Annotated in this window: 16 protein-coding genes; 11 read left to right on the forward strand and 5 right to left on the reverse strand. The window is 66.4% G+C overall.

Annotated elements, in window-relative coordinates; all coding sequences use genetic code 11:
- Positions 1–68: 68 nt before the first annotated feature.
- On the reverse strand, positions 69–1451 hold the full coding sequence (ehuR, locus tag AUL31_RS17730; RefSeq protein WP_060609652.1) for a MocR-like ectoine utilization transcription factor EhuR: 1383 nt from the start codon (positions 1449–1451) through the stop codon (positions 69–71).
- A 98-nt stretch (positions 1452–1549) separates the two neighbouring features.
- Here ehuR and AUL31_RS17735 point away from each other — a divergent pair, with 98 nt between their 5' ends.
- From AUL31_RS17735 to AUL31_RS17750, 4 genes are all read left to right on the forward strand, one after another.
- Positions 1550–2038 carry an Lrp/AsnC family transcriptional regulator gene (locus AUL31_RS17735; RefSeq protein WP_060609655.1) on the forward strand — a complete coding sequence of 163 codons (489 nt, stop codon included), beginning with the start codon at positions 1550–1552 and terminating at the stop codon, positions 2036–2038.
- 29 nt (positions 2039–2067) lie between these two features.
- Positions 2068–2502 carry a GNAT family N-acetyltransferase gene (locus tag AUL31_RS17740; protein WP_143190286.1) on the forward strand — a complete coding sequence of 145 codons (435 nt, stop codon included), beginning with the start codon at positions 2068–2070 and terminating at the stop codon, positions 2500–2502.
- A 140-nt stretch (positions 2503–2642) separates the two neighbouring features.
- A complete protein-coding gene (locus tag AUL31_RS17745) occupies positions 2643–4136 on the forward strand; it encodes an NAD-dependent succinate-semialdehyde dehydrogenase (protein WP_060609660.1) in 1494 nt (497 codons plus the stop codon).
- A gap of 42 nt (positions 4137–4178) precedes the next feature.
- Positions 4179–5567, forward strand: a complete 1389-nt coding sequence (locus tag AUL31_RS17750; protein ID WP_060609704.1) for an aspartate aminotransferase family protein — start codon at positions 4179–4181, stop codon at positions 5565–5567.
- 25 nt (positions 5568–5592) lie between these two features.
- On the opposite strand, the gene AUL31_RS17755 is transcribed toward AUL31_RS17750, so the two are convergent.
- On the reverse strand, positions 5593–5949 hold the full coding sequence (locus tag AUL31_RS17755; protein ID WP_060609662.1) for a response regulator: 357 nt from the start codon (positions 5947–5949) through the stop codon (positions 5593–5595).
- Between the two features lie 269 nt (positions 5950–6218).
- Between AUL31_RS17755 and choX the strand changes: the two genes are divergently transcribed.
- Positions 6219–7157: a choline ABC transporter substrate-binding protein gene (gene choX, locus AUL31_RS17760; RefSeq protein WP_060609666.1), complete on the forward strand. Its 939-nt coding sequence runs from the start codon at positions 6219–6221 to the stop codon at positions 7155–7157.
- On the opposite strand, the gene AUL31_RS17765 is transcribed toward choX, so the two are convergent.
- Positions 7158–8123 (reverse strand): GlxA family transcriptional regulator, encoded by a 966-nt coding sequence (locus AUL31_RS17765; RefSeq protein WP_060609669.1) that lies wholly within the window; start codon positions 8121–8123, stop codon positions 7158–7160.
- 100 nt (positions 8124–8223) lie between these two features.
- On the opposite strand from AUL31_RS17765, the gene AUL31_RS17770 reads away from it, so the two are divergent.
- Together AUL31_RS17770 and AUL31_RS17775 are read left to right on the forward strand one after the other, a co-directional pair.
- The gene (locus AUL31_RS17770) at positions 8224–9138 is read left to right on the forward strand and encodes a beta-keto acid cleavage family enzyme (RefSeq protein ID WP_060609672.1); all 915 of its coding nucleotides are present in this window, start codon (positions 8224–8226) and stop codon (positions 9136–9138) included.
- On the forward strand, positions 9135–10622 hold the full coding sequence (locus AUL31_RS17775) for a carnitine 3-dehydrogenase (RefSeq protein WP_060609674.1): 1488 nt from the start codon (positions 9135–9137) through the stop codon (positions 10620–10622). The genes AUL31_RS17770 and AUL31_RS17775 overlap by 4 nt, the downstream gene beginning before the upstream one ends.
- Here AUL31_RS17775 and AUL31_RS17780 read toward each other — a convergent pair whose 3' ends face one another.
- The gene (locus tag AUL31_RS17780; protein WP_060609677.1) at positions 10623–11318 is read right to left on the reverse strand and encodes a GntR family transcriptional regulator; all 696 of its coding nucleotides are present in this window, start codon (positions 11316–11318) and stop codon (positions 10623–10625) included.
- Complete coding sequence (locus AUL31_RS17785; RefSeq protein WP_060609680.1) at positions 11315–12676, reverse strand: formimidoylglutamate deiminase; 1362 nt, start codon at positions 12674–12676, stop codon at positions 11315–11317. Before AUL31_RS17785 ends, AUL31_RS17780 begins: the two co-directional genes overlap by 4 nt.
- A 141-nt stretch (positions 12677–12817) precedes the next feature.
- Here AUL31_RS17785 and hutI point away from each other — a divergent pair, with 141 nt between their 5' ends.
- The 4 genes from hutI to hutU form a co-directional block, all read left to right on the forward strand.
- Entirely contained in the window at positions 12818–13984 is a 1167-nt protein-coding gene (gene hutI / locus AUL31_RS17790; protein WP_060609707.1) for an imidazolonepropionase, read from the forward strand.
- Entirely contained in the window at positions 13981–15522 is a 1542-nt protein-coding gene (gene hutH / locus AUL31_RS17795; RefSeq protein WP_060609683.1) for a histidine ammonia-lyase, read from the forward strand. The genes hutI and hutH overlap by 4 nt, the downstream gene beginning before the upstream one ends.
- Positions 15519–16328, forward strand: a complete 810-nt coding sequence (hutG, locus tag AUL31_RS17800) for an N-formylglutamate deformylase (RefSeq protein WP_060609686.1) — start codon at positions 15519–15521, stop codon at positions 16326–16328. The genes hutH and hutG overlap by 4 nt, the downstream gene beginning before the upstream one ends.
- The coding region (gene hutU / locus AUL31_RS17805; protein WP_060609689.1) for a urocanate hydratase at positions 16325–17913 on the forward strand (1589 nt) is incomplete at its 3' end. The genes hutG and hutU, both read left to right, overlap by 4 nt.

Consider the following 17913-nt stretch of genomic DNA (forward strand, 5'->3'; position numbering starts at 1 on the left):
ATCAAATCATGACAATTTAGCTGGCGATGCCGATTTTTGGTGCAGGCCCCGCCCAGTCTCGCGCCGCTTCAGATCGCCAGCAGCAGCGGCTCCGGGTCGGACCGGTGGAGGTTTGCGATGACCTTCAGCCCGGTGCGCAGCTCCGCCTCCGTGGTCGAGCCGACCGACACGCGCACGGCAGGCTGCCGGATCGAACCCATCTGAAACGAGCGACCCGGAGCAACGGCAACGCCCCGCAGGCGCGCCTGCGCCACGAACAGCTCTTCCGCCTCGGGCGTTTCCAGCGGCAGCCACAGATGCAGCCCTTCGCGGTGGGCCTTGTAAGGAATTCCGGCCAGCATCTCGGCAACCACCTCCTGACGCTGCCGCAGGGCCTGCCGCTGCCAGCGCACCAGCTCGACGGCGGTGCCGTCGGCCACCCAGCGCGTCGCAAGCTCGGCGATCAGCGGCGTGGCGATCCAGTTGGTCACGAGGTGCCGGTTCACCACGGCCGACAGCATCCTGTCCGGCACGGCCAGATATCCCGTCCGAAGGCCGGGCAGCACCGTCTTGGTGAAGGAGGTGACATAGAGTGTCCGCTCGGGGGCGAAAGCCGCGACGGGCGGTGGCCTGTCCTCGATCAGCGGTCCCAGAACGTCGTTCTCGATAATGGCGATGTCGTGCTTGCGGGCAACGGCGGCGATGGCGGCCCGCCGGCCTTCGCCCATCAGCGCCGCGGTCGGGCCGATGACGGAGGGCTGCAGGAACACCGCGCGGATGCCGTCGTGCCGGCATGCGGCGTCGAGCGCGTCGGGCAGTATGCCCTCGTCGTCGATGTCCAGCGCCGTCAGCTTGAGCCCAAGATAGGTGGCCAGCGGAACCAGCGTGTGATGGCCGATCGCCTCCGTCCCCACCGCGCCGCCGGCGCCCGCCACGCTCATCAGGGCGATGGTCATGCCCGCCGTCGCCCCGTTCGTCAGGCAGATGTTGGCCGGCGCCACGGACACCCCGCAATGGCGCAGCCAATCCACCGCAACGGCCTTATGGCGCGGGAAGACGACATTGGGGCGGAACGACAGGACGGTCGACGGCGGCAGGCTGCCGGCCAGATCCACCAGGGCGGCCTGCATGCGCTCCACATGCATCGTCTCGCAGACCGGCTTGAGGATGGACAGATCGACGATCTCGCCCAGCCGCTCCGGAATGTAGGGCAGGGTCCCTTCCGGCTTGTCGCCCCGCACGAAGGTGCCGCGCCCCGTTTCCCCCGATACGAGGCCCCGGCGGATAAGCTCCTCATAGGCCCGGCTGACGGTCTGGACCGAGAGTTTCAGCCCGTCGGCCATGATCCGGTGGGGCGGCAGCCGCACGCCGGCCGCCAGCCGCCCATCGCCGATGGCACGGCCGATCTGATCGGCGAGCGACAGATAGTAGGGCCGCCGCAGAGCGGGCCGATCGATGTACCACATTGTCATGAATTGACCTTTGCCGAAATCATGACAATTCACAATTGGAAAATGCGGCGCTTGGGCTTAAACATCCAGTCTCGACCGACCGAAGGGCAAGGGGCGGCATGAAGCTCGACGCAGCGGATCTGCGCATCCTCAAAGAGATCCAGAATGACGGCCGGATCACCAAGCTGGCGCTGGCCGAGCGCGTCGGCCTGTCGCCTACGCCATGCTGGAACCGGCTGAAGAAGCTTGAGGACTCCGGCATAGTGATGGGCTACCGGGCACGGATCCGCATGCGGGGTATCGCGCCGATCGCCGAGGTGCTGGTAGAGGTCACGCTCGGCAACCACCGGCAAGCCGATTTCGACCGCTTCGAGCGGGCGATCCGCGCGGCGCCGGAGGTGGTGTCCTGCTGGTCGGTGGGCGGCGGCGTCGACTATATACTCAAGGTCGTCAGCCCAGGCATCGACCACTATCAGCGGCTTGTGGACGGCTGGCTGGCCCGGGAAATCGGAATCGCACGCTACTTCACCTACATCGTCACGCGCACGGTCAAGGAGGAGATCGATGCGCCGGTGGAATTGCTGGCCTTGAAGCCTTCTAAGGAGTAGTCGTTGCCACACGCGCAATGGAGATGGACATGAACCGACTGATCCGACCGGAAGACAAGGACGCGTGGCTTACCCTGTGGGAGGGCTATCAGCGCTTCTACAAGGTCGAGATTCCGCGTGACGTTTCCGAGAAGACGTTCGCGCGGCTGCTGGACCCGGCCGAGCCGATGTTCGGCGTGCTGGCCTTCGAGGACGACAAGCCGCTCGGCCTCGTCCACTACATCTTTCACCGGTCCACCTGGACTGTCGGCGACTATTGCTACCTGCAGGATCTGTTCGTGGCCGAGGGCATGCGCGGCCGCAGCCTCGGCCGCAAGCTGATCGATTTCGTCTATTCCGAAGCGGCCAAGGCCGGCGCATCGCGCGTGTACTGGCTGACGCACGAAACCAATCGCGCCGCCATGAAGCTGTACGACCAGGTGGCCGACCGGACGGGCTTCCTGCAATATTCCAAAAGCTTCTGATCCCGACCGGACCGGAAGAGATTGTCTCTGCCCCGGCGACGGTCTTGAGAGATTGTCTCCGCGGGCGGGCACCAGAAAAGACCAAACAGGGCACCGCTCCCGCCTAGGCTCGAATCTCCACCACAAGGGGATTCGACGAGATGAGCGCCTGTTTCGCCCGACACCAGACCCATGCCGCGCTGGACCGCCTGTCCGACAGGCGCTTGCTGCGGGATAACGGCTATTGCGATGGCCGCTGGGTGCGGGAGCCGTCCGGCGCTGCCTTCCCCGTGAGCGACCCGGCTTCCGGCACGCCCCTTGCCTATGTTTCGACGCTGGGAGCGGAGATGACCACCAAGGCCGTCGAGGCCGCGCAGGCGGCCCTGAAGCCGTGGCAGGCGCTGACGCCGCAGGCCCGCGCGGCAATTCTGATGCGCTGGCACGACCTGATCCTTGCCGCCAAAGACGATCTGGCGCTCATCATGACGCTGGAGCAGGGCAAACCCCTGGCCGAGTCGCTGGGCGAAATCGATTATGCGGCATCGTTCGTCTCCTTCTACGCAGAGGAAGGCAAGCGCGTATCGGCGGAAGGCGTCGCCAGCCATCTGCCCGGCGCCGCCATGAGCGTGTCCCGGGTGCCGGTCGGCGCCGTCGGCCTGGTCACGCCCTGGAACTTCCCTTCCGCGATGCTGACGCGCAAGGCCGCCGCGGCGCTGGCGGCGGGCTGCAGCGTGGTTGCCCACCCCTCCTCCCATACGCCGCTGTCCGCCCTGGCTCTTGCCGAGCTGGCCGAGCGTGCGGGCTTTGCCCCCGGTCTCTTCAATGTCCTCACCGGAGAGGCCGCGACGATCGTCGGCACGATGTGCGCCGATACGCGCCTGCGCGCCATCAGCTTCACCGGTTCCACCGAGATCGGCCGCATGATCGCCGCGCAGTGCGCCCCGAGCGTCAAGCGGCTGGTGATGGAACTCGGCGGCCACGCCCCCTTCATCGTGTTCGAGGATGCAGATATCGAGCGGGCCGTCGATATCGCCATGGACGCGAAATTCGCGACATCCGGCCAGGACTGCCTTGCAGCCAACCGCATCTACGTCCAGCGCGCGCTATACGACGCCTTCGTCGAGCGTTTCGCAGACCGGACCAGGGCGCTGAAGCTCGGCAACGGGCTGGATGCCGGCGTGGACATCGGCCCGCTGATGCACGAGCGCGCGGTTGCCAAGGCGGCGGAGCATGTCGCCGATGCAAAGGGGCGCGGGGCACGCCTTATGGCCGGCGGAACGGCGGGCCGGCCGGGCCCGCTGTATTTTGCTCCCACCGTCCTGGCGGACGTGCCGGACGATGCCCTGATCATGCGCGAGGAGACCTTCGCGCCCGTTGCCGCCATCACCCCCTTCGATACGGAGGACGAGGTGATCGCGCGGGCGAACGACAGCGAATACGGGCTTGTCGCCTATGTCGTGACACGCGATGCCGCCCGTGCCGCGCGCCTGTCTTCGGCGCTGGAATACGGCATGGTCGCGGTAAACCGGGTCAAGATCACCGGTGCGCCCGTTCCCTTTGGCGGCGTCAAGCAATCCGGCCTCGGCCGCGAGGGGTCACGACACGGCCTCGAGGCGTTCACCGACCTCAAATATGTCTGCCTCGACCTCGCCTGAGGACAAGGCTCCCCAAAAGTTTCACGCAAGGAGATCGCCATGATGCTCGACCAGGCCAGCCGCGACAATGAATTGAACGCCTACGACCGCGATCATTTCTTCCATCCGTCCACACATGCGGGCATGCATGCGCGCGGCGAAACGCCCAACCGCATCATCGAGGGCGGTCAAGGCTGCACCATCGTCGACCGCGACGGCCGCGAGAGCCTCGATGCCTTTGCCGGCCTTTATTGCGTCAATGTCGGCTATGGCCGGCACGAGATCGCCGACGCCATCGCAGAGCAGGCCCACAAGCTCAGCTATTACCACGCCTATGCAGGCAACGGCTCCGAGCCGTCCATTCGTCTGGCGAAGATGATCGTCGACCGCGCCCCGGCCAATATGAGCAGGGTCTATTTCGGTCTGTCCGGCTCGGATGCCAACGAAACGAACATCAAGCTGATCTGGTACTACAACAACGTGCTGGGCCGGCCGGAAAAGAAGAAGATCATCTCGCGCTGGCGCGGCTATCACGGCTCGGGGATCATGACCGGCTCCCTCACCGGGCTGCAGCTTTTCCACGACGCGTTCGACCTGCCGCGCGCGCCCGTGCTGCACACCGAGGCGCCCTATTACTTCCGCCGCGAAGACCGCTCCATGAACGAGGAGCAGTTCTCGCAGCATTGCGCCGACAAGCTGGAAGAGATGATCCTTGCCGAAGGGCCGGACACCGTGGCCGCCTTCATCGGCGAGCCGGTCCTTGGCACCGGTGGCATCGTGCCGCCGCCGGCCGGCTACTGGCAGAAGATCCAGGCGGTGCTGAAGAAGTACGATATCCTGCTGGTGGCCGACGAGGTCGTTACCGGTTTCGGCCGTCTCGGCTCCATGTTTGGATCGGACCATTACGGCATCGAGGCCGATTTGATCACCATCGCAAAGGGACTCACCTCCGCCTACCTGCCCCTTTCGGGAACCATCGTGTCCGACAAGGTCTGGAACGTCCTGGTGCAGGGCTCCGACGCCAAAGGCGTCCTCGGCCATGGCTGGACCTACTCGGCACACCCGCTGTGTGCGGCGGCGGGCATCGCCAACCTTGAACTGATCGACCGGCTCGACCTGATCGCGAACGCGCGGGACACCGGCGCCTACCTGCGCGAGGCGCTGTCGGCGGCGGTATCCGGCCACAGGCTGGTGGGTGACGTACGCGGAGAGGGCATGCTGGCCGCGGTGGAATTCGTGGCCGACAAGGATGACAGGATCTTCTTCGATCCGGCGCTGAAGGTCGGTCCGCGCATAGCCGCCGCATTGTTCGAGCGCGGCGTCATCGGGCGCGGCATGCCGCAAGGGGATATATTGGGCTTTGCCCCGCCCTTCTGCCTGACGCGCGAGGAAGCCGACAGGGTCGCACAGGCGACACGCGACGCCATCGAGGCGGTGGCGTCCGAGCTATAGGGGCCTGCGCCGTCTGTCCGTTCGGTCAGGCGGCGCCCAGCTTGGCGACGATTTCGTCGGGCATGTAAGGCTTTGTCACGAAGCCGAGCGGCTTGGCATCGGCAGCGACGGAGCGGAGCTTTTCATTGATCTGCGCGCTGACGAAAAGGGACGGTATGTCCAGTTCGGCGCGCAGGCGGCGAGCCGTTTCGATGCCGCAGGTGCCGCGCGCCAGATTGACGTCCATGATCGCCGCGTTCACCGGCGTCTCACGCGCCAGGGCCAGTGCGGCCTCCGTGTCGGTCGCGATCCCGACCACTTCGAAGCCCGCCTCGGACAGCAGATCCTCAAGATCCATGGCAATCAGGAACTCATCTTCGACGATCATGATGCGATAGGTCATGCGGCAAGCGTTCCCGGTTGTCGTCGGACCGTCATGTTCCCGACTATCGATCTCATAACGGCGAAACCCCGAAAAAGTGCCGAAGGCGTGAAAACCTTTTTGTCGCAGCGCAAGACGCCCCGTGATTCGAACCGGCCCGCTTTTCGCATTTGGGCAATTCGACTGCGCCGTGCGTCAATCGACACTTGAGAATGCCGCTAACCTTCCCCGCACCATACGCCTCCATATCCCATGATCTGCGCTGCGGCGCACAGAAGAAGGAAGCGCGCATGATGCGGCTGACCCCTGTCATCCTTGCAACAATGTCCATCCTGACGGTACCGGCCACCGCCGCCGATGGCTCGGCCTGTGCGGCCCCCCGGTTTTCCGATGTCGGCTGGACGGACATCACGGCCACGACGGCCGTCGCCAACGAACTCCTGACTGCCCTCGGCTACAGCCCGGACGTGTCCGTGCTTTCGGTGGCGATCACCTTCCGGGCGCTCGAGCAGGGCGACACCGACGTCTTCCTGGGCAACTGGATGCCGCTGCAGGAGCCCATCGCGACCCCGCTGATCGATTCCGGCGCCATCGAAGTGGCCGCCGTCAACCTGACGGGCGCGCGCATCGGCTTTGCCGTCCCGCAGTCCACCTACGATGCCGGTTTGAAGACCTATGCCGACATCGACGGCTTCAAGGACAAGCTGGAAGGGCAGATCTACGGTATCGAGGCCGGCAGCAGCGCCAACGAGACCATCCAAAAGATGATCACCGACGATACGTTCGGCCTCGGCGATTTCGTCCTGGTGGAATCCAGCGAACAAGCCATGCTGGCGCAGGTGTCTTCGCGCATGCGCCAGAATGGCGATGTCCTGTTTTTCGGCTGGCAGCCGCACCCGATGAACCTCAACCACGATCTCGCCTATCTGGCCGACGGCAACGACGTGTTCGGCCCCGATGACGGCGGCGCCACCGTGCAGACGGTAACCCGGAAGGGCCTTTCCACCGATTGCCCGAACCTCGGCGCGCTGTTGTCCAACCTCGTCTTCGACGTCGCCATGGAAGACCGCTTGATGAGCGACATCATCGACAAGGGCATGCAGCCGGATGCGGCCGCCCTTGCGTGGTTGAAGGAGAACCCGGAGACGCTGGCCCGCTGGCTCGATGGCGTGACCACGCTGGACGGGCAACCCGGCCTTGCCGCCGTGGAAGCCAGCCTCGGCGGCTGATCAGCCGCGCCCCCTCCGCGCCGCGGAGGGCGCCTGCCCGTAATGGCGGCGGAAGGCGCGCGACAGCGCCGAGATGGACGAGAAGCCGCTGCGATCGGCGATTTCGGCCATCGACAGATTGGTATCCACCACAAGGCGGCGCGCCTGGGCGATCCGCAATTTCAGGAAATAGGCCGCCGGCGACATCTCGACCATGCGCCGGAACAGAAGCTCCAGATTGCGTGTGGACAGGCCGACGCGCAGCGCGATGGCGGCCATCGTCAACGGCCGGTCCAGATGGGTCTCCATGATGCGGATTGCCTCGGCGACGCGCGGCTCGTGCCGGCGGATACGCCCCAGGGAAACGACGGGCTGGGTATCGCCCGCGGCCCGCATTTCCTCGTAGATATACAGGCTCGCCACGTCGAGCGCGGCGGAATAGCCGTTGCGCGCGCGGATCAGCGTCAACATCAGGTCCAGCGCCGGCGTGGCGCCGCCCGTGGTGTAGATGGCACCGTCGCCGACGAACCGGTCGGGCACCACCTCGACATGCGGAAAGCGCGCCGCGAAATCCTCCAGATCCTCCCAATGGGTCGTGGCGCGCCGTCCGTCCAGCAGGCCGGCCAGCGCAAGCACCCAGGCGCCGGCCTCGACGCCGAACACCATGTCGGCGCGGCGGACGCCCTTTCGGACGGCCATCAGCGTTTCGGGCGTCGCCTGCCGCTCTGCCCCGAAAGCCGCAACGAGGACCAGCAGCGGGCCGCAGGCATCGGCATCGAAACGGCCTTCGACGGCCACCGGCACGCCGCAACTGGCGCAAGGCGCCGATCCATCCATGGAAAACAGCCGCCAACGATAGGCTTCCCGGCCAAGAACCCGGTTGGCGCCGCGCAGCGGGTCCAGCGCCGTGGCAAGCGACATAAGGGAGAAGCCCGGAAACAACAGGAGGGAAACGTCCAGCGTATCGTCGGTCTCGGTGAAGATCATCGCATCGCATAATGTCAAACGGGTTTCGCAGACAGTGTGATGCGGCTTCTTCCTCTCGTCCACCCTTTCCCGAGCATTTCCAGCAACGGAAGGTCAGACGATGCCGCTTTCCATGAACCGCGACGTCTTCATCACCTGCGCGGTGACGGGTTCCGGCGACACGGCCGGGCGCTCGCCGCATGTCCCGGTCACGCCGGCCGAGATCGCCACATCGGCCATCGATGCGGCCAAGGCCGGCGCGGCCATCGTGCATTGCCACGTCCGTGACCCGGAAACCGGCAAGCCCGCCCGCGACAGGGCACTCTACCGCGAAGTCACGGAGCGAATCCGTGATGCGGATGTGGATGTGGTGCTGAACCTGACGGCAGGCATGGGCGGCGACCTCGTCTTCGGAAGCGTCGAACGCCCCCTCCCCGTGAACGAGGCAGCCACCGACATGGCCGGGGCCACGGAACGGCTTGCCCATATCGCCGAATGCCGGCCGGAAATCTGCACGCTGGATTGCGGCACCATGAACTTCAACCTTGGCGACTATGTCATGGTGAATACGCCGGGCACGCTGCGCGAGATGGCCCGGCAGATCACCGCGCTGGGCGTGCGCCCCGAGATCGAGGCCTTCGATACCGGCCATCTCTGGTTCGCGCGGCAACTGGCGGAAGAGGGCCTGATCGAAGACCCGGTGCTGGTTCAGCTTTGCATGGGTATTCCCTGGGGCGCGCCCGACGATCTCAACACCTATCTGGCAATGGTGAACGCCATGCCGGCCGGCTGGACCTTCTCTGCCTTCGCCATCGGCCGCAACGCCATGGCCTGGCCCGCCGCCGCGGTGCTTGCCGGCGGCAATGTGCGCGTCGGGCTGGAGGACAATCTGCGCCTTGGCAAAGACCGGTTCGCCACCAATGCCGAACTGGTGGAGTCCGCCGTGCGCGTGGTGGAGGGCATGGGGGCCCGCATCGTCGGGCCGCAAGCCGTCCGCGAGAAGCTGAAGCTCACCAAACGCGAGGTCGTGCGATGACGGGCCCGGCAATCGGACGGGCCGCCTGTGTCGGTGGCGGCGTCATCGGCGGGGGCTGGGTGGCCCGGTTCCTGCTGGCCGGCATCGATGTGGACGTGTTCGACCCCCACCCGGACGCGCAGCGCATCGTCGGCGAGGTGGTGTCCAATGCCGAGCGCGCCTATGCCATGCTGACTTACGCGCCGCTGCCGCCGCGCGGCCGCCTTGTCTTTCATGACAGCCTTGCCGAGGCGGTAGCGACGGCGGACTGGATACAGGAAAGCGTGCCCGAGCGGCTGGACCTCAAGCGAAGCGTTCTGGCTGAGATCGATGCCGCCGCGCAGCCCGGCGCGATAATCGGATCGTCGACGTCGGGGCTCCTGCCCACCGACCTGCAGGCCGAGATGGCGCATCCGGAGCGCTTGTTCGTCGCCCATCCCTACAATCCTGTCTATCTTCTTCCGCTGGTGGAACTGGTGGGCGGGCAGCAGACGGACAAGGCGGTCCTCGGGCGGGCACAGACCGCCCTGCAGGCCATTGGCATGAAGGGCGTCGTCATCCACCGGGAGATCGAGGCCTTTGTCGGCGATCGGCTTCTGGAAGCCCTGTGGCGCGAGGCGCTGTGGCTCGTCAAGGACGATGTCTGCGACGTCGAAACGCTGGATGACGTGATCCGCTACTCGTTCGGCCTGCGCTGGGCACAGATGGGCCTTTTCCAAACCTATCGCATTGCCGGGGGCGAAGCCGGGATGCGGCATTTCCTTCAGCAGTTCGGACCGTGCCTCGCCTGGCCATGGACCAGGCTGACCGACGTGCCCGAGATGGACGCGGCGCTTGTCGACAAGATCGCCGCCCAGTCGGACGCCCAGGCCGGCGGGCTGTCGATCCGCGAGCTGGAACGCCTGCGCGACGAAAACCTGGTCGGCATCCTGCAATCCCTGAAAGCCGGCGACGGCGGCAAGGGCTGGGGCGCGGGCCGGCTGCTGGCCGAGTTCGAGCAGACATTGCAGGCAAGCGCGTCGCCTTCACCCGACGCGGGCGGCCGTCTGAGGCTGCTGTCGGCAACGGTCAGCCCCGCCTGGATCGACTATAATGGCCACATGACGGAGCACCGCTATCTCCAGCTTTTCGGCGAGGCGACGGACGCCTTCCTGCGGTTGATCGGCGTCGATGCAGACTATGTGGCAGGCGGAAGCAGCTACTACACCGTCGAGAGCCATCTGCGGCATCTGGGCCAGGCCCGCGCCGGCCAGCGCCTCGATGTCGAGACCTTCCTTCTGGGGCATGACGCAAAGCGGCTGCACCTTGCACATGCGATCACGGACGAGGCCGGCGCGACACTGGCAACGGCGGAGCACATGTTGCTGCATGTCACGGCCGAGCGCGCCGCGCCTGCGCCGCCGGCCGTGGCGGCAGCGCTAAATGGCGTGGCGCAGCGTGCCGCCCACCTGCCGCGCCCGGACTATGTCGGACGTGCCGTCGCCATGCCGCAGGCCAAGCCGTGATCAGATGATGGTGCGCAGCCGATGGCTTTGCGGATGCACCATCCGCACATGGGTGATCGGCCGCGTCAGGATGAAGGTCAGCCGCTCTGCCACGAAAACCGGCTGGCCTGCCGGCAGGGCAAGATAACCCGCCTCCGCCTCGGTTGCGGCAGCCGCCAGGAAGCTGAGTTCCGCATAGGAGAAGGGCGCGTTGTTGACCAGCCATTCATTGGGGCCGATGGCACGAAAGGCCTCGTCCCGGGCGGTCGGGACGGCGTCGAGGCTGATGAGCCTGTCCTCGTACTGATATGGCTTGCCGTCCGCGCGATGCAGGCATGCGATAGCCAGAACGGGCCGCCCCACGGGCACGCCCAGCCGGCGCGCATCGGCCGGGCCGGCGGCGTGCTCGGTGCGCGTCAGCAAAGCATAATCATAGGTCTGGCCGAGCGCCGCGATCTCTTCCCCTACGATGGGGATGGACAGCCGGGCCTGCCGGACGGGGTTCAGCGCAACGCGGGTGCCGGCCTTGCGCTTGCGCTCCAGAAGGCCGGTGCGCGCCAGCTCCTGCAAAGCGCGGTTGACGGTGGCCCGCGCCGCGCCGAACTCGTCCGCCAGGGCCGCCTCGCCGGGGATGAGCGTGCCCGGCGGCCAGACCTTGTCGCCGATGCGCCGGGCGATCTCGTCCTTGATGGTGCGAAAGGATACCCGCTCGTTCATGAAAGCTGCGTCAGCCGCGACAGCGTCCTGGCGTAGCGCGCCTCGAGCGCCGCGCGTGCCACATGCCGCCCGGCTTGCACGCTGTGTCGCCCGGCCGACCACACATCCGTTATGGCGCGGGAATCGGCGGTGAAGACGAACGCGTCGATCAGGCCGTCGCCCTTGCCGGAGCCCGCCAGGCGGCCGGCATCCAGCGCGACGAGATCCGCCCACTTGCCGGGGGCGATGGCGCCACTGTCACGGCCGAGCGCCCGCGCGCCACCGGCCAGGGCGGCATCGTAGAGGCGGCGGCCGACGGATCCGCCGGGCTCGGCAAGCACGGCCCGGCCCCGATGCTTCAGCCTTTGGGAATATTCGAGCTGTCGCAATTCCTCCCCCGTCGAGATGCGGATGTTGGAATCAGAGCCTATGCCGAAATGGCCGCCGGCCGAAAGATAATCGACGCCGTTGAAGATGCCGTCGCCCAGATTGGCCTCGGTCACCGGGCACAGGCCGGCCACCGCGCCGCTGCGCGCCAGTCGTTCCGTTTCGTCCTGCGTCATGTGGGTGGCGTGGATCAGGCACCAGCGCGCATCCACGTCGTGATTGTCGAACAGCCATTCCACCGGACGCGCGCCCGTGGCGGCCACCACCTCTTCTATCTCGAGTTCCTGTTCCGCGATGTGCATGTGAAGCGGGCCGGATTTGCGCAACGCCGCAGCCTCGGCAAGGCTTTGCGCCGATACCGCGCGCAGCGAATGCGGCGCAATGCCCAGCGCCGCATCGCCCGGCAGGCGGGCGAGCGCCGTTTCGGCATCCGAGACGAGCCGCAGGAAGGAATCCGTATCGTTGAAAAAGCGCTGCTGGCCGCCGGCCAGGGGCCGCCCATCCAGCCCGCCCTGCTGATACAGCACGGGCAGCAGCGTCAGGCCGATGCCGCTATCGCCCGCCGCGGCGATGATCCGCTCCGAAAGCTCGGCCAGATTGTCGTAAGGCACGCCGCCGGGCGCGCGATGCAGGTAATGGAACTCGGCCACCGCGGCAAAGCCCGCCTCCTGCATCTCCATGAAGGCAAACGCCGCGATGGCCTCGATCTCGTCGGGCGTCAGCACGTCGAGAAAGCGATACATCAATTCGCGCCAGGTCCAGAAGCTGTCCCGCCCAGCCGGCCCCCGCCATTCGGTCAGGCCCGCCATGGCACGTTGAAACGTATGGCTGTGCAGATTGGACAGGGCCGGCAGCAGCACCGGAACGGACAGGTCGGACGCATGATCCTTAGCCGGCTCCACGGCTTTGATCCTGCCGTCGCTGCCGATGGTGACGACGAGGTCGTCGCGCCATCCATCCGGTGTCAGGGCTGTCGCGGCTTTGATACGCATGCTGCTGCCTCCATCACGTCAGGCCGGGATTATGCCCGATTGACTTTTTATGTCTATACATAATAGCGTTTCACGTGAAATGACGCATCAGGGAGATGAGCCGTGGCCATACGCCTTCTGACCGATCTCACGCTTTGTACCATGGCCGGGCCAGAGCCCTACGGGACAGTCAAGGACGGCGCACTTGCGCTGGAGGACGGCCGCATCGCCTATGCGGGCCCGATCGCGGATTTGCCCGAGCGCTTCCGTGGCGTAGCGGCGGAAAGCCAGGGTGGCCGCGTCGCGACGCCGGCGCTGATCGACTGCCACACGCATCTGGTTTTCGGCGGCGACCGGGCCCGCGAGTTCGAGATGCGGCTGACGGGCAAGTCCTATGAGGAGATCGCCCGGGCCGGCGGCGGCATCATCTCTACCGTAGCGGCGACGCGCGCGTTGGACGCGGCAGCGTTGGCCGATGCAGCCCGGCCGCGCCTGGACGCCCTTCTGGCGGAAGGCGTCGGCACGGTCGAGATCAAGTCCGGCTACGGGCTGACCATCGACGCCGAGCTCGCCATGCTGCGTGCCGCCCGCCAACTCGGCCGCGAAAGGCAGGTCCGGGTGCGGACCACCTGGCTTGCCGCACACAGCCTGCCGCCCGAGTACAAGCAGCGCGCCGATGACTATATCGCCGAGGTCGTTCTGCCCGGCATGGATGCCGGCGCAGCGGAAGGCCTCATCGACGCCGTCGATGCCTTCTGCGAAGGCATCGCCTTTTCCGTGGCCGAGGTTTCCCGCGTTTTCGAGCATGCCGCCAGGCTCGGCCTGCCGGTCAAGCTGCATGCGGAGCAATTGTCCAATCTCGGCGGCGCAGCGAGGGCGGCCGGCTTCGGCGCCCAGTCGGCCGACCATCTCGAATATCTGGACGATGCCGGCATTGCCGCCATGCAGCGGGCCGGCACCGTGGCGGTGATGCTGCCCGGCGCCTATTACACGCTGCGGGAAACGCAGGCTCCGCCGGTTGCCGCCCTTCGTGCGGCCGGTGTGCCGATGGCGCTGGCAACGGACTGCAACCCCGGGACATCGCCCCTCACCTCCCTGCTCATGGCCATGAATATGGGCGCGACCCTGTTCCGCATGACGCCGGAGGAAACGCTGGCGGGCGTCACCCGCCATGCCGCCAGGGCACTGGGGCTGGAGGACGAGATCGGAACGCTGCAGGCGGGCAAGCGCGCGGAGATCGCCATCTGGTCGATCGCACATCCCGCCGAACTGTCCTACCGCATCGGCTTCAACCCGCTTCACGCAATCATTCTCGGGTCTTCGCAATGAGCATCATCCTCACACCCGGCAAGGTCACACTGGCGACGCTGGAATCCATCTATCGCGGCAGCGGGTCGGTAACGCTGGACGCCGCCTTTCGGCCGGCCATCGCGGCCGCCGCCGCCCGCATCGCGGAGATCGCCGGCGGCGGCGACGCCGTCTATGGCGTCAATACCGGCTTCGGCAAACTGGCCAGCGTGCGCATCGCGGCGGGCGACGTCGCGACTTTGCAGCGTAATCTCATCCTGTCGCATTGCTGCGGCGTCGGCGAGCAGCTACCCGACCCCATCGTACGGCTGATCATGGCCACCAAGCTCATCTCCCTCGGCAGGGGCGCGTCGGGCGTGCGCCCGCAGATCGTGGAACTGATCGAGGCCATGCTGGCGCACGGGATTTTGCCGGTCATCCCGGGCCAGGGCTCGGTGGGCGCGTCGGGCGACCTGGCCCCGCTGGCACATATGGCGGCTGCCATGATCGGCGAAGGCAGGGTGCGCGTGGATGGCGTCGACATGGCCGCGGGAGACGCCTTGCAGCGGCACGGACTGGAACCGGTCGTGCTGGCCGCCAAGGAGGGCCTTGCCCTGATCAACGGCACGCAGGTTTCGACTGCGCTGGCGCTGGCAGGACTGTTCCGGGCGCATCGGGCATCGGCGGCAGCGCTGGTGACGGGGGCCCTCTCCACCGACGCGGCCATGGGCTCGTCCGCGCCCTTCCACGAAGAAATCCACCTGCTGCGCGGCCACCAGGGGCAGATCGATGCCGCAACGGCCCTGCGCGGGCTTCTTGCCGGCTCGCAGATCCGCGACAGCCATCTGGAGGGCGACGAGCGCGTTCAGGATCCCTATTGCATCCGCTGCCAGCCGCAGGTCGACGGCGCTTGCCTGGACCTGCTCCGGCAGGCGGGGCGCACGCTGCGCATCGAGGCGAATGCCGTTACCGACAACCCCCTCGTCCTGTCTGACGGACAGGTTCTGTCGGGCGGCAATTTCCATGCGGAGCCGGTCGCGCTTGCGGCCGACCAGATCGCCCTTGCCGTCTGCGAGATCGGCGCCATCGCACAAAGGCGCATCGCGCTTCTGGTGGACCCTGCTTTGTCCTTCGGCCTGCCGGCCTTTCTGGCGCGCAATCCCGGGCTGAACTCCGGACTGATGATCGCGGAGGTCACCTCCGCCGCGCTGATGTCGGAAAACAAGCAGATGTCGCATCCGGCATCGGTGGATTCCACGCCCACCTCCGCCAATCAGGAAGACCATGTCTCCATGGCCTGCCACGGTGCGCGTCGGCTTCAGCTTATGACGGCCAATTTGTTCGGTATCGTCGGCATCGAGGCGCTGACGGCCGCCCAGGGTGTCGAGTTTCGCCACCCCTTGAAGACGGGCACGGAACTTCTGAAAGCGCAGGCCGCGATCCGCAGCCGCATAGCCACCCTCGACGAGGATCGCTACATGGCAAACGACCTGGCGGCCGCCGCCGCGATGGTAGAGGATGGCAGCCTGACGAATGCCGTGTCCAGAGGCCTCCTTCCGACGCTGGAGGACGCCGCATGAGCGTCTTTAAGGTCAGGCAGGGCGACGGGCCCGTCATCCTTGCCTATCCCCACTCCGGTACGCTGGTGCCCGACGAGATCGCCGCGCGCTTCAACGCGCAAGGGCATTTGCTGCGCGATACCGACTGGCATCTGCCGACGCTGTACCATGGCCTGCTGGCCGGCGCGACGCATGTGGAAGCGACGTTCCACCGCTATGTCATCGATGCCAATCGCGACCCGTCCGGCGCAAGCCTCTATCCGGGACAGAACACGACCGGGCTGATCCCGCTGACGGATTTCGACAACCAGCCGATCTGGAAGCCGGGCGAAGAGCCGACAGAGGACGACCGGGCCATGCGGCTGGAGCAGTTCCATGCGCCGTATCACGCCGCTCTTCGCGCCGAGATCGAGCGCGTGCGCCGGCGGCACGGCGTTGCCATCCTCTATGATTGTCATTCGATCCGCTCGGTCATCCCCCATCTGTTCGAGGGCCGGCTGCCCGACCTGAACATCGGCACCGACAATGGCAAGACGGCTGTACCCTCGATCCAGCAGGCGGCAGCGGACGTCGCGGCCGCCGCCGCACCCACCTTCACCCATGTCGTCAACGGACGCTTTCGCGGCGGCTGGACGACCCGCCACTACGGCCAGCCGCAGACCGGGGTCCACGCCATCCAGATGGAACTGGCGCAGGCCACGCATCTTGCCGCCGAAAGCCCTCCCTTCGCCTACGACGACGCCCGCGCTGCACCGCTTCGCGATACGCTGTCGGCCCTTCTCAACCGCATCGATGCCCTCGCCGCCGAACTGAAAGGTGATGCATGACCACGGATTCCCGCCGCCACAACACCCGCATCGTCCGCGCCCCCCATGGGCCCGAACTGACGGCAAAAAGCTGGATGACGGAAGCCCCGTTGCGCATGCTGATGAACAACCTCGATCCGGAGGTTGCCGAAAATCCCAACGAGCTGGTCGTCTATGGCGGCATCGGCCGGGCAGCCCGCACCTGGGACGATTTCGACAAGATCGTTTCGGCGCTCCGCGCGCTGGCGGAGGACGAGACGCTTCTGGTGCAGAGCGGCAAGCCGGTGGGCGTCTTCCGCACCCATGCGGATGCGCCGCGCGTTCTCATCGCCAATTCCAATCTGGTGCCGCACTGGGCCACCTGGGATCATTTCAACGAGCTGGATCGACGCGGCCTTGCCATGTACGGCCAGATGACCGCCGGCTCGTGGATCTATATCGGCACCCAGGGCATCGTGCAGGGCACCTACGAGACCTTCGCGGAGGCCGGGCGCCAGCATTATGGCGGCAGCCTCAAGGGGCGCTGGGTGCTGACGGGTGGGCTCGGCGGCATGGGCGGCGCGCAGCCGCTGGCCGCCGTCATGGCAGGCGCCTCGTGCCTGGCCGTCGAATGCAATCCGGAATCGATCGATTTCCGCCTGCGCACCCGCTATGTCGACGAAAGGGCGGACACGCTGGACGAGGCGATGGAGATGATCCAGCGCTGGACGGCAGCCGGCGAGGCGAAGTCCGTCGGACTTCTCGGCAACGCGGCCGAAATCCTTCCGGAAATGGTCAAGCGCGGCATCCGCCCGGATATCGTGACCGACCAGACTTCCGCGCACGATCCGATCAACGGTTATCTTCCCGTGGGCTGGAGCATCGCCGAATGGAAGGCGAAGCGCGAAAGCGACCCCAAGGCCGTGGAGAAGGCGGCGCGCGCATCGATGCGCACGCATGTCGAGGCCATGCTGGCCTTCCATGAGGCCGGAGTGCCGACGCTCGATTACGGCAACAACATCCGCCAGGTGGCCAAGGACGAAGGATTGGAAAACGCCTTCGCCTTCCCCGGCTTCGTGCCGGCCTATATCCGTCCGCTGTTCTGCCGGGGCATCGGGCCTTTCCGCTGGGCAGCCCTTTCTGGGGACCCGGAGGACATCTACCGCACCGACGCCAAGGTGAAGGAGCTGCTGCCCGACAACCAGCATCTGCATCGCTGGCTGGACATGGCGCGGGAGCGCATCGCGTTTCAGGGGCTGCCGGCGCGCATCTGCTGGGTGGGTCTTGGAGATCGCCACAAGCTTGGCCTCGCCTTCAACGAAATGGTCGCCAATGGCGAGCTTAAAGGGCCCGTCGTCATCGGCCGCGATCATCTGGACTCCGGCTCCGTCGCATCGCCCAACCGGGAAACGGAGGCGATGAAGGACGGCTCGGACGCCGTATCGGATTGGCCCCTGCTGAATGCCCTGTTGAATACGGCATCGGGTGCGACATGGGTCAGCCTGCATCATGGCGGCGGCGTTGGAATGGGCTTCTCGCAGCATTCCGGCATGGTGATCTGCTGTGACGGCAGCGCTGATGCGGCACGCCGTGTGGAGCGCGTGCTGTGGAACGACCCGGCTACGGG

Origin of the sequence: Aureimonas altamirensis (genome assembly GCF_001463885.1) — a bacterium.
In the GTDB taxonomy this organism is placed as follows: Bacteria; Pseudomonadota; Alphaproteobacteria; order Rhizobiales; family Rhizobiaceae; genus Aureimonas; species Aureimonas altamirensis.

Excerpts from the sequence above, each read along its gene's own strand:
- ehuR (WP_060609652.1), bottom strand. The coding sequence starts at position 1,451 with ATGACAATGTGGTACATCGATCGGCCCGCTCTGCGGCGGCCCTACTAT.
- AUL31_RS17735 (WP_060609655.1), top strand. The coding sequence starts at position 1,550 with ATGAAGCTCGACGCAGCGGATCTGCGCATCCTCAAAGAGATCCAGAAT.
- AUL31_RS17740 (WP_143190286.1), top strand. The coding sequence starts at position 2,068 with ATGAACCGACTGATCCGACCGGAAGACAAGGACGCGTGGCTTACCCTG.
- AUL31_RS17745 (WP_060609660.1), top strand. The coding sequence starts at position 2,643 with ATGAGCGCCTGTTTCGCCCGACACCAGACCCATGCCGCGCTGGACCGC.
- AUL31_RS17750 (WP_060609704.1), top strand. The coding sequence starts at position 4,179 with ATGCTCGACCAGGCCAGCCGCGACAATGAATTGAACGCCTACGACCGC.
- AUL31_RS17755 (WP_060609662.1), bottom strand. The coding sequence starts at position 5,949 with ATGACCTATCGCATCATGATCGTCGAAGATGAGTTCCTGATTGCCATG.
- choX (WP_060609666.1), top strand. The coding sequence starts at position 6,219 with ATGATGCGGCTGACCCCTGTCATCCTTGCAACAATGTCCATCCTGACG.
- AUL31_RS17765 (WP_060609669.1), bottom strand. The coding sequence starts at position 8,123 with ATGATCTTCACCGAGACCGACGATACGCTGGACGTTTCCCTCCTGTTG.
- AUL31_RS17770 (WP_060609672.1), top strand. The coding sequence starts at position 8,224 with ATGCCGCTTTCCATGAACCGCGACGTCTTCATCACCTGCGCGGTGACG.
- AUL31_RS17775 (WP_060609674.1), top strand. The coding sequence starts at position 9,135 with ATGACGGGCCCGGCAATCGGACGGGCCGCCTGTGTCGGTGGCGGCGTC.
- AUL31_RS17780 (WP_060609677.1), bottom strand. The coding sequence starts at position 11,318 with ATGAACGAGCGGGTATCCTTTCGCACCATCAAGGACGAGATCGCCCGG.
- AUL31_RS17785 (WP_060609680.1), bottom strand. The coding sequence starts at position 12,676 with ATGCGTATCAAAGCCGCGACAGCCCTGACACCGGATGGATGGCGCGAC.
- hutI (WP_060609707.1), top strand. The coding sequence starts at position 12,818 with ATGGCCGGGCCAGAGCCCTACGGGACAGTCAAGGACGGCGCACTTGCG.
- hutH (WP_060609683.1), top strand. The coding sequence starts at position 13,981 with ATGAGCATCATCCTCACACCCGGCAAGGTCACACTGGCGACGCTGGAA.
- hutG (WP_060609686.1), top strand. The coding sequence starts at position 15,519 with ATGAGCGTCTTTAAGGTCAGGCAGGGCGACGGGCCCGTCATCCTTGCC.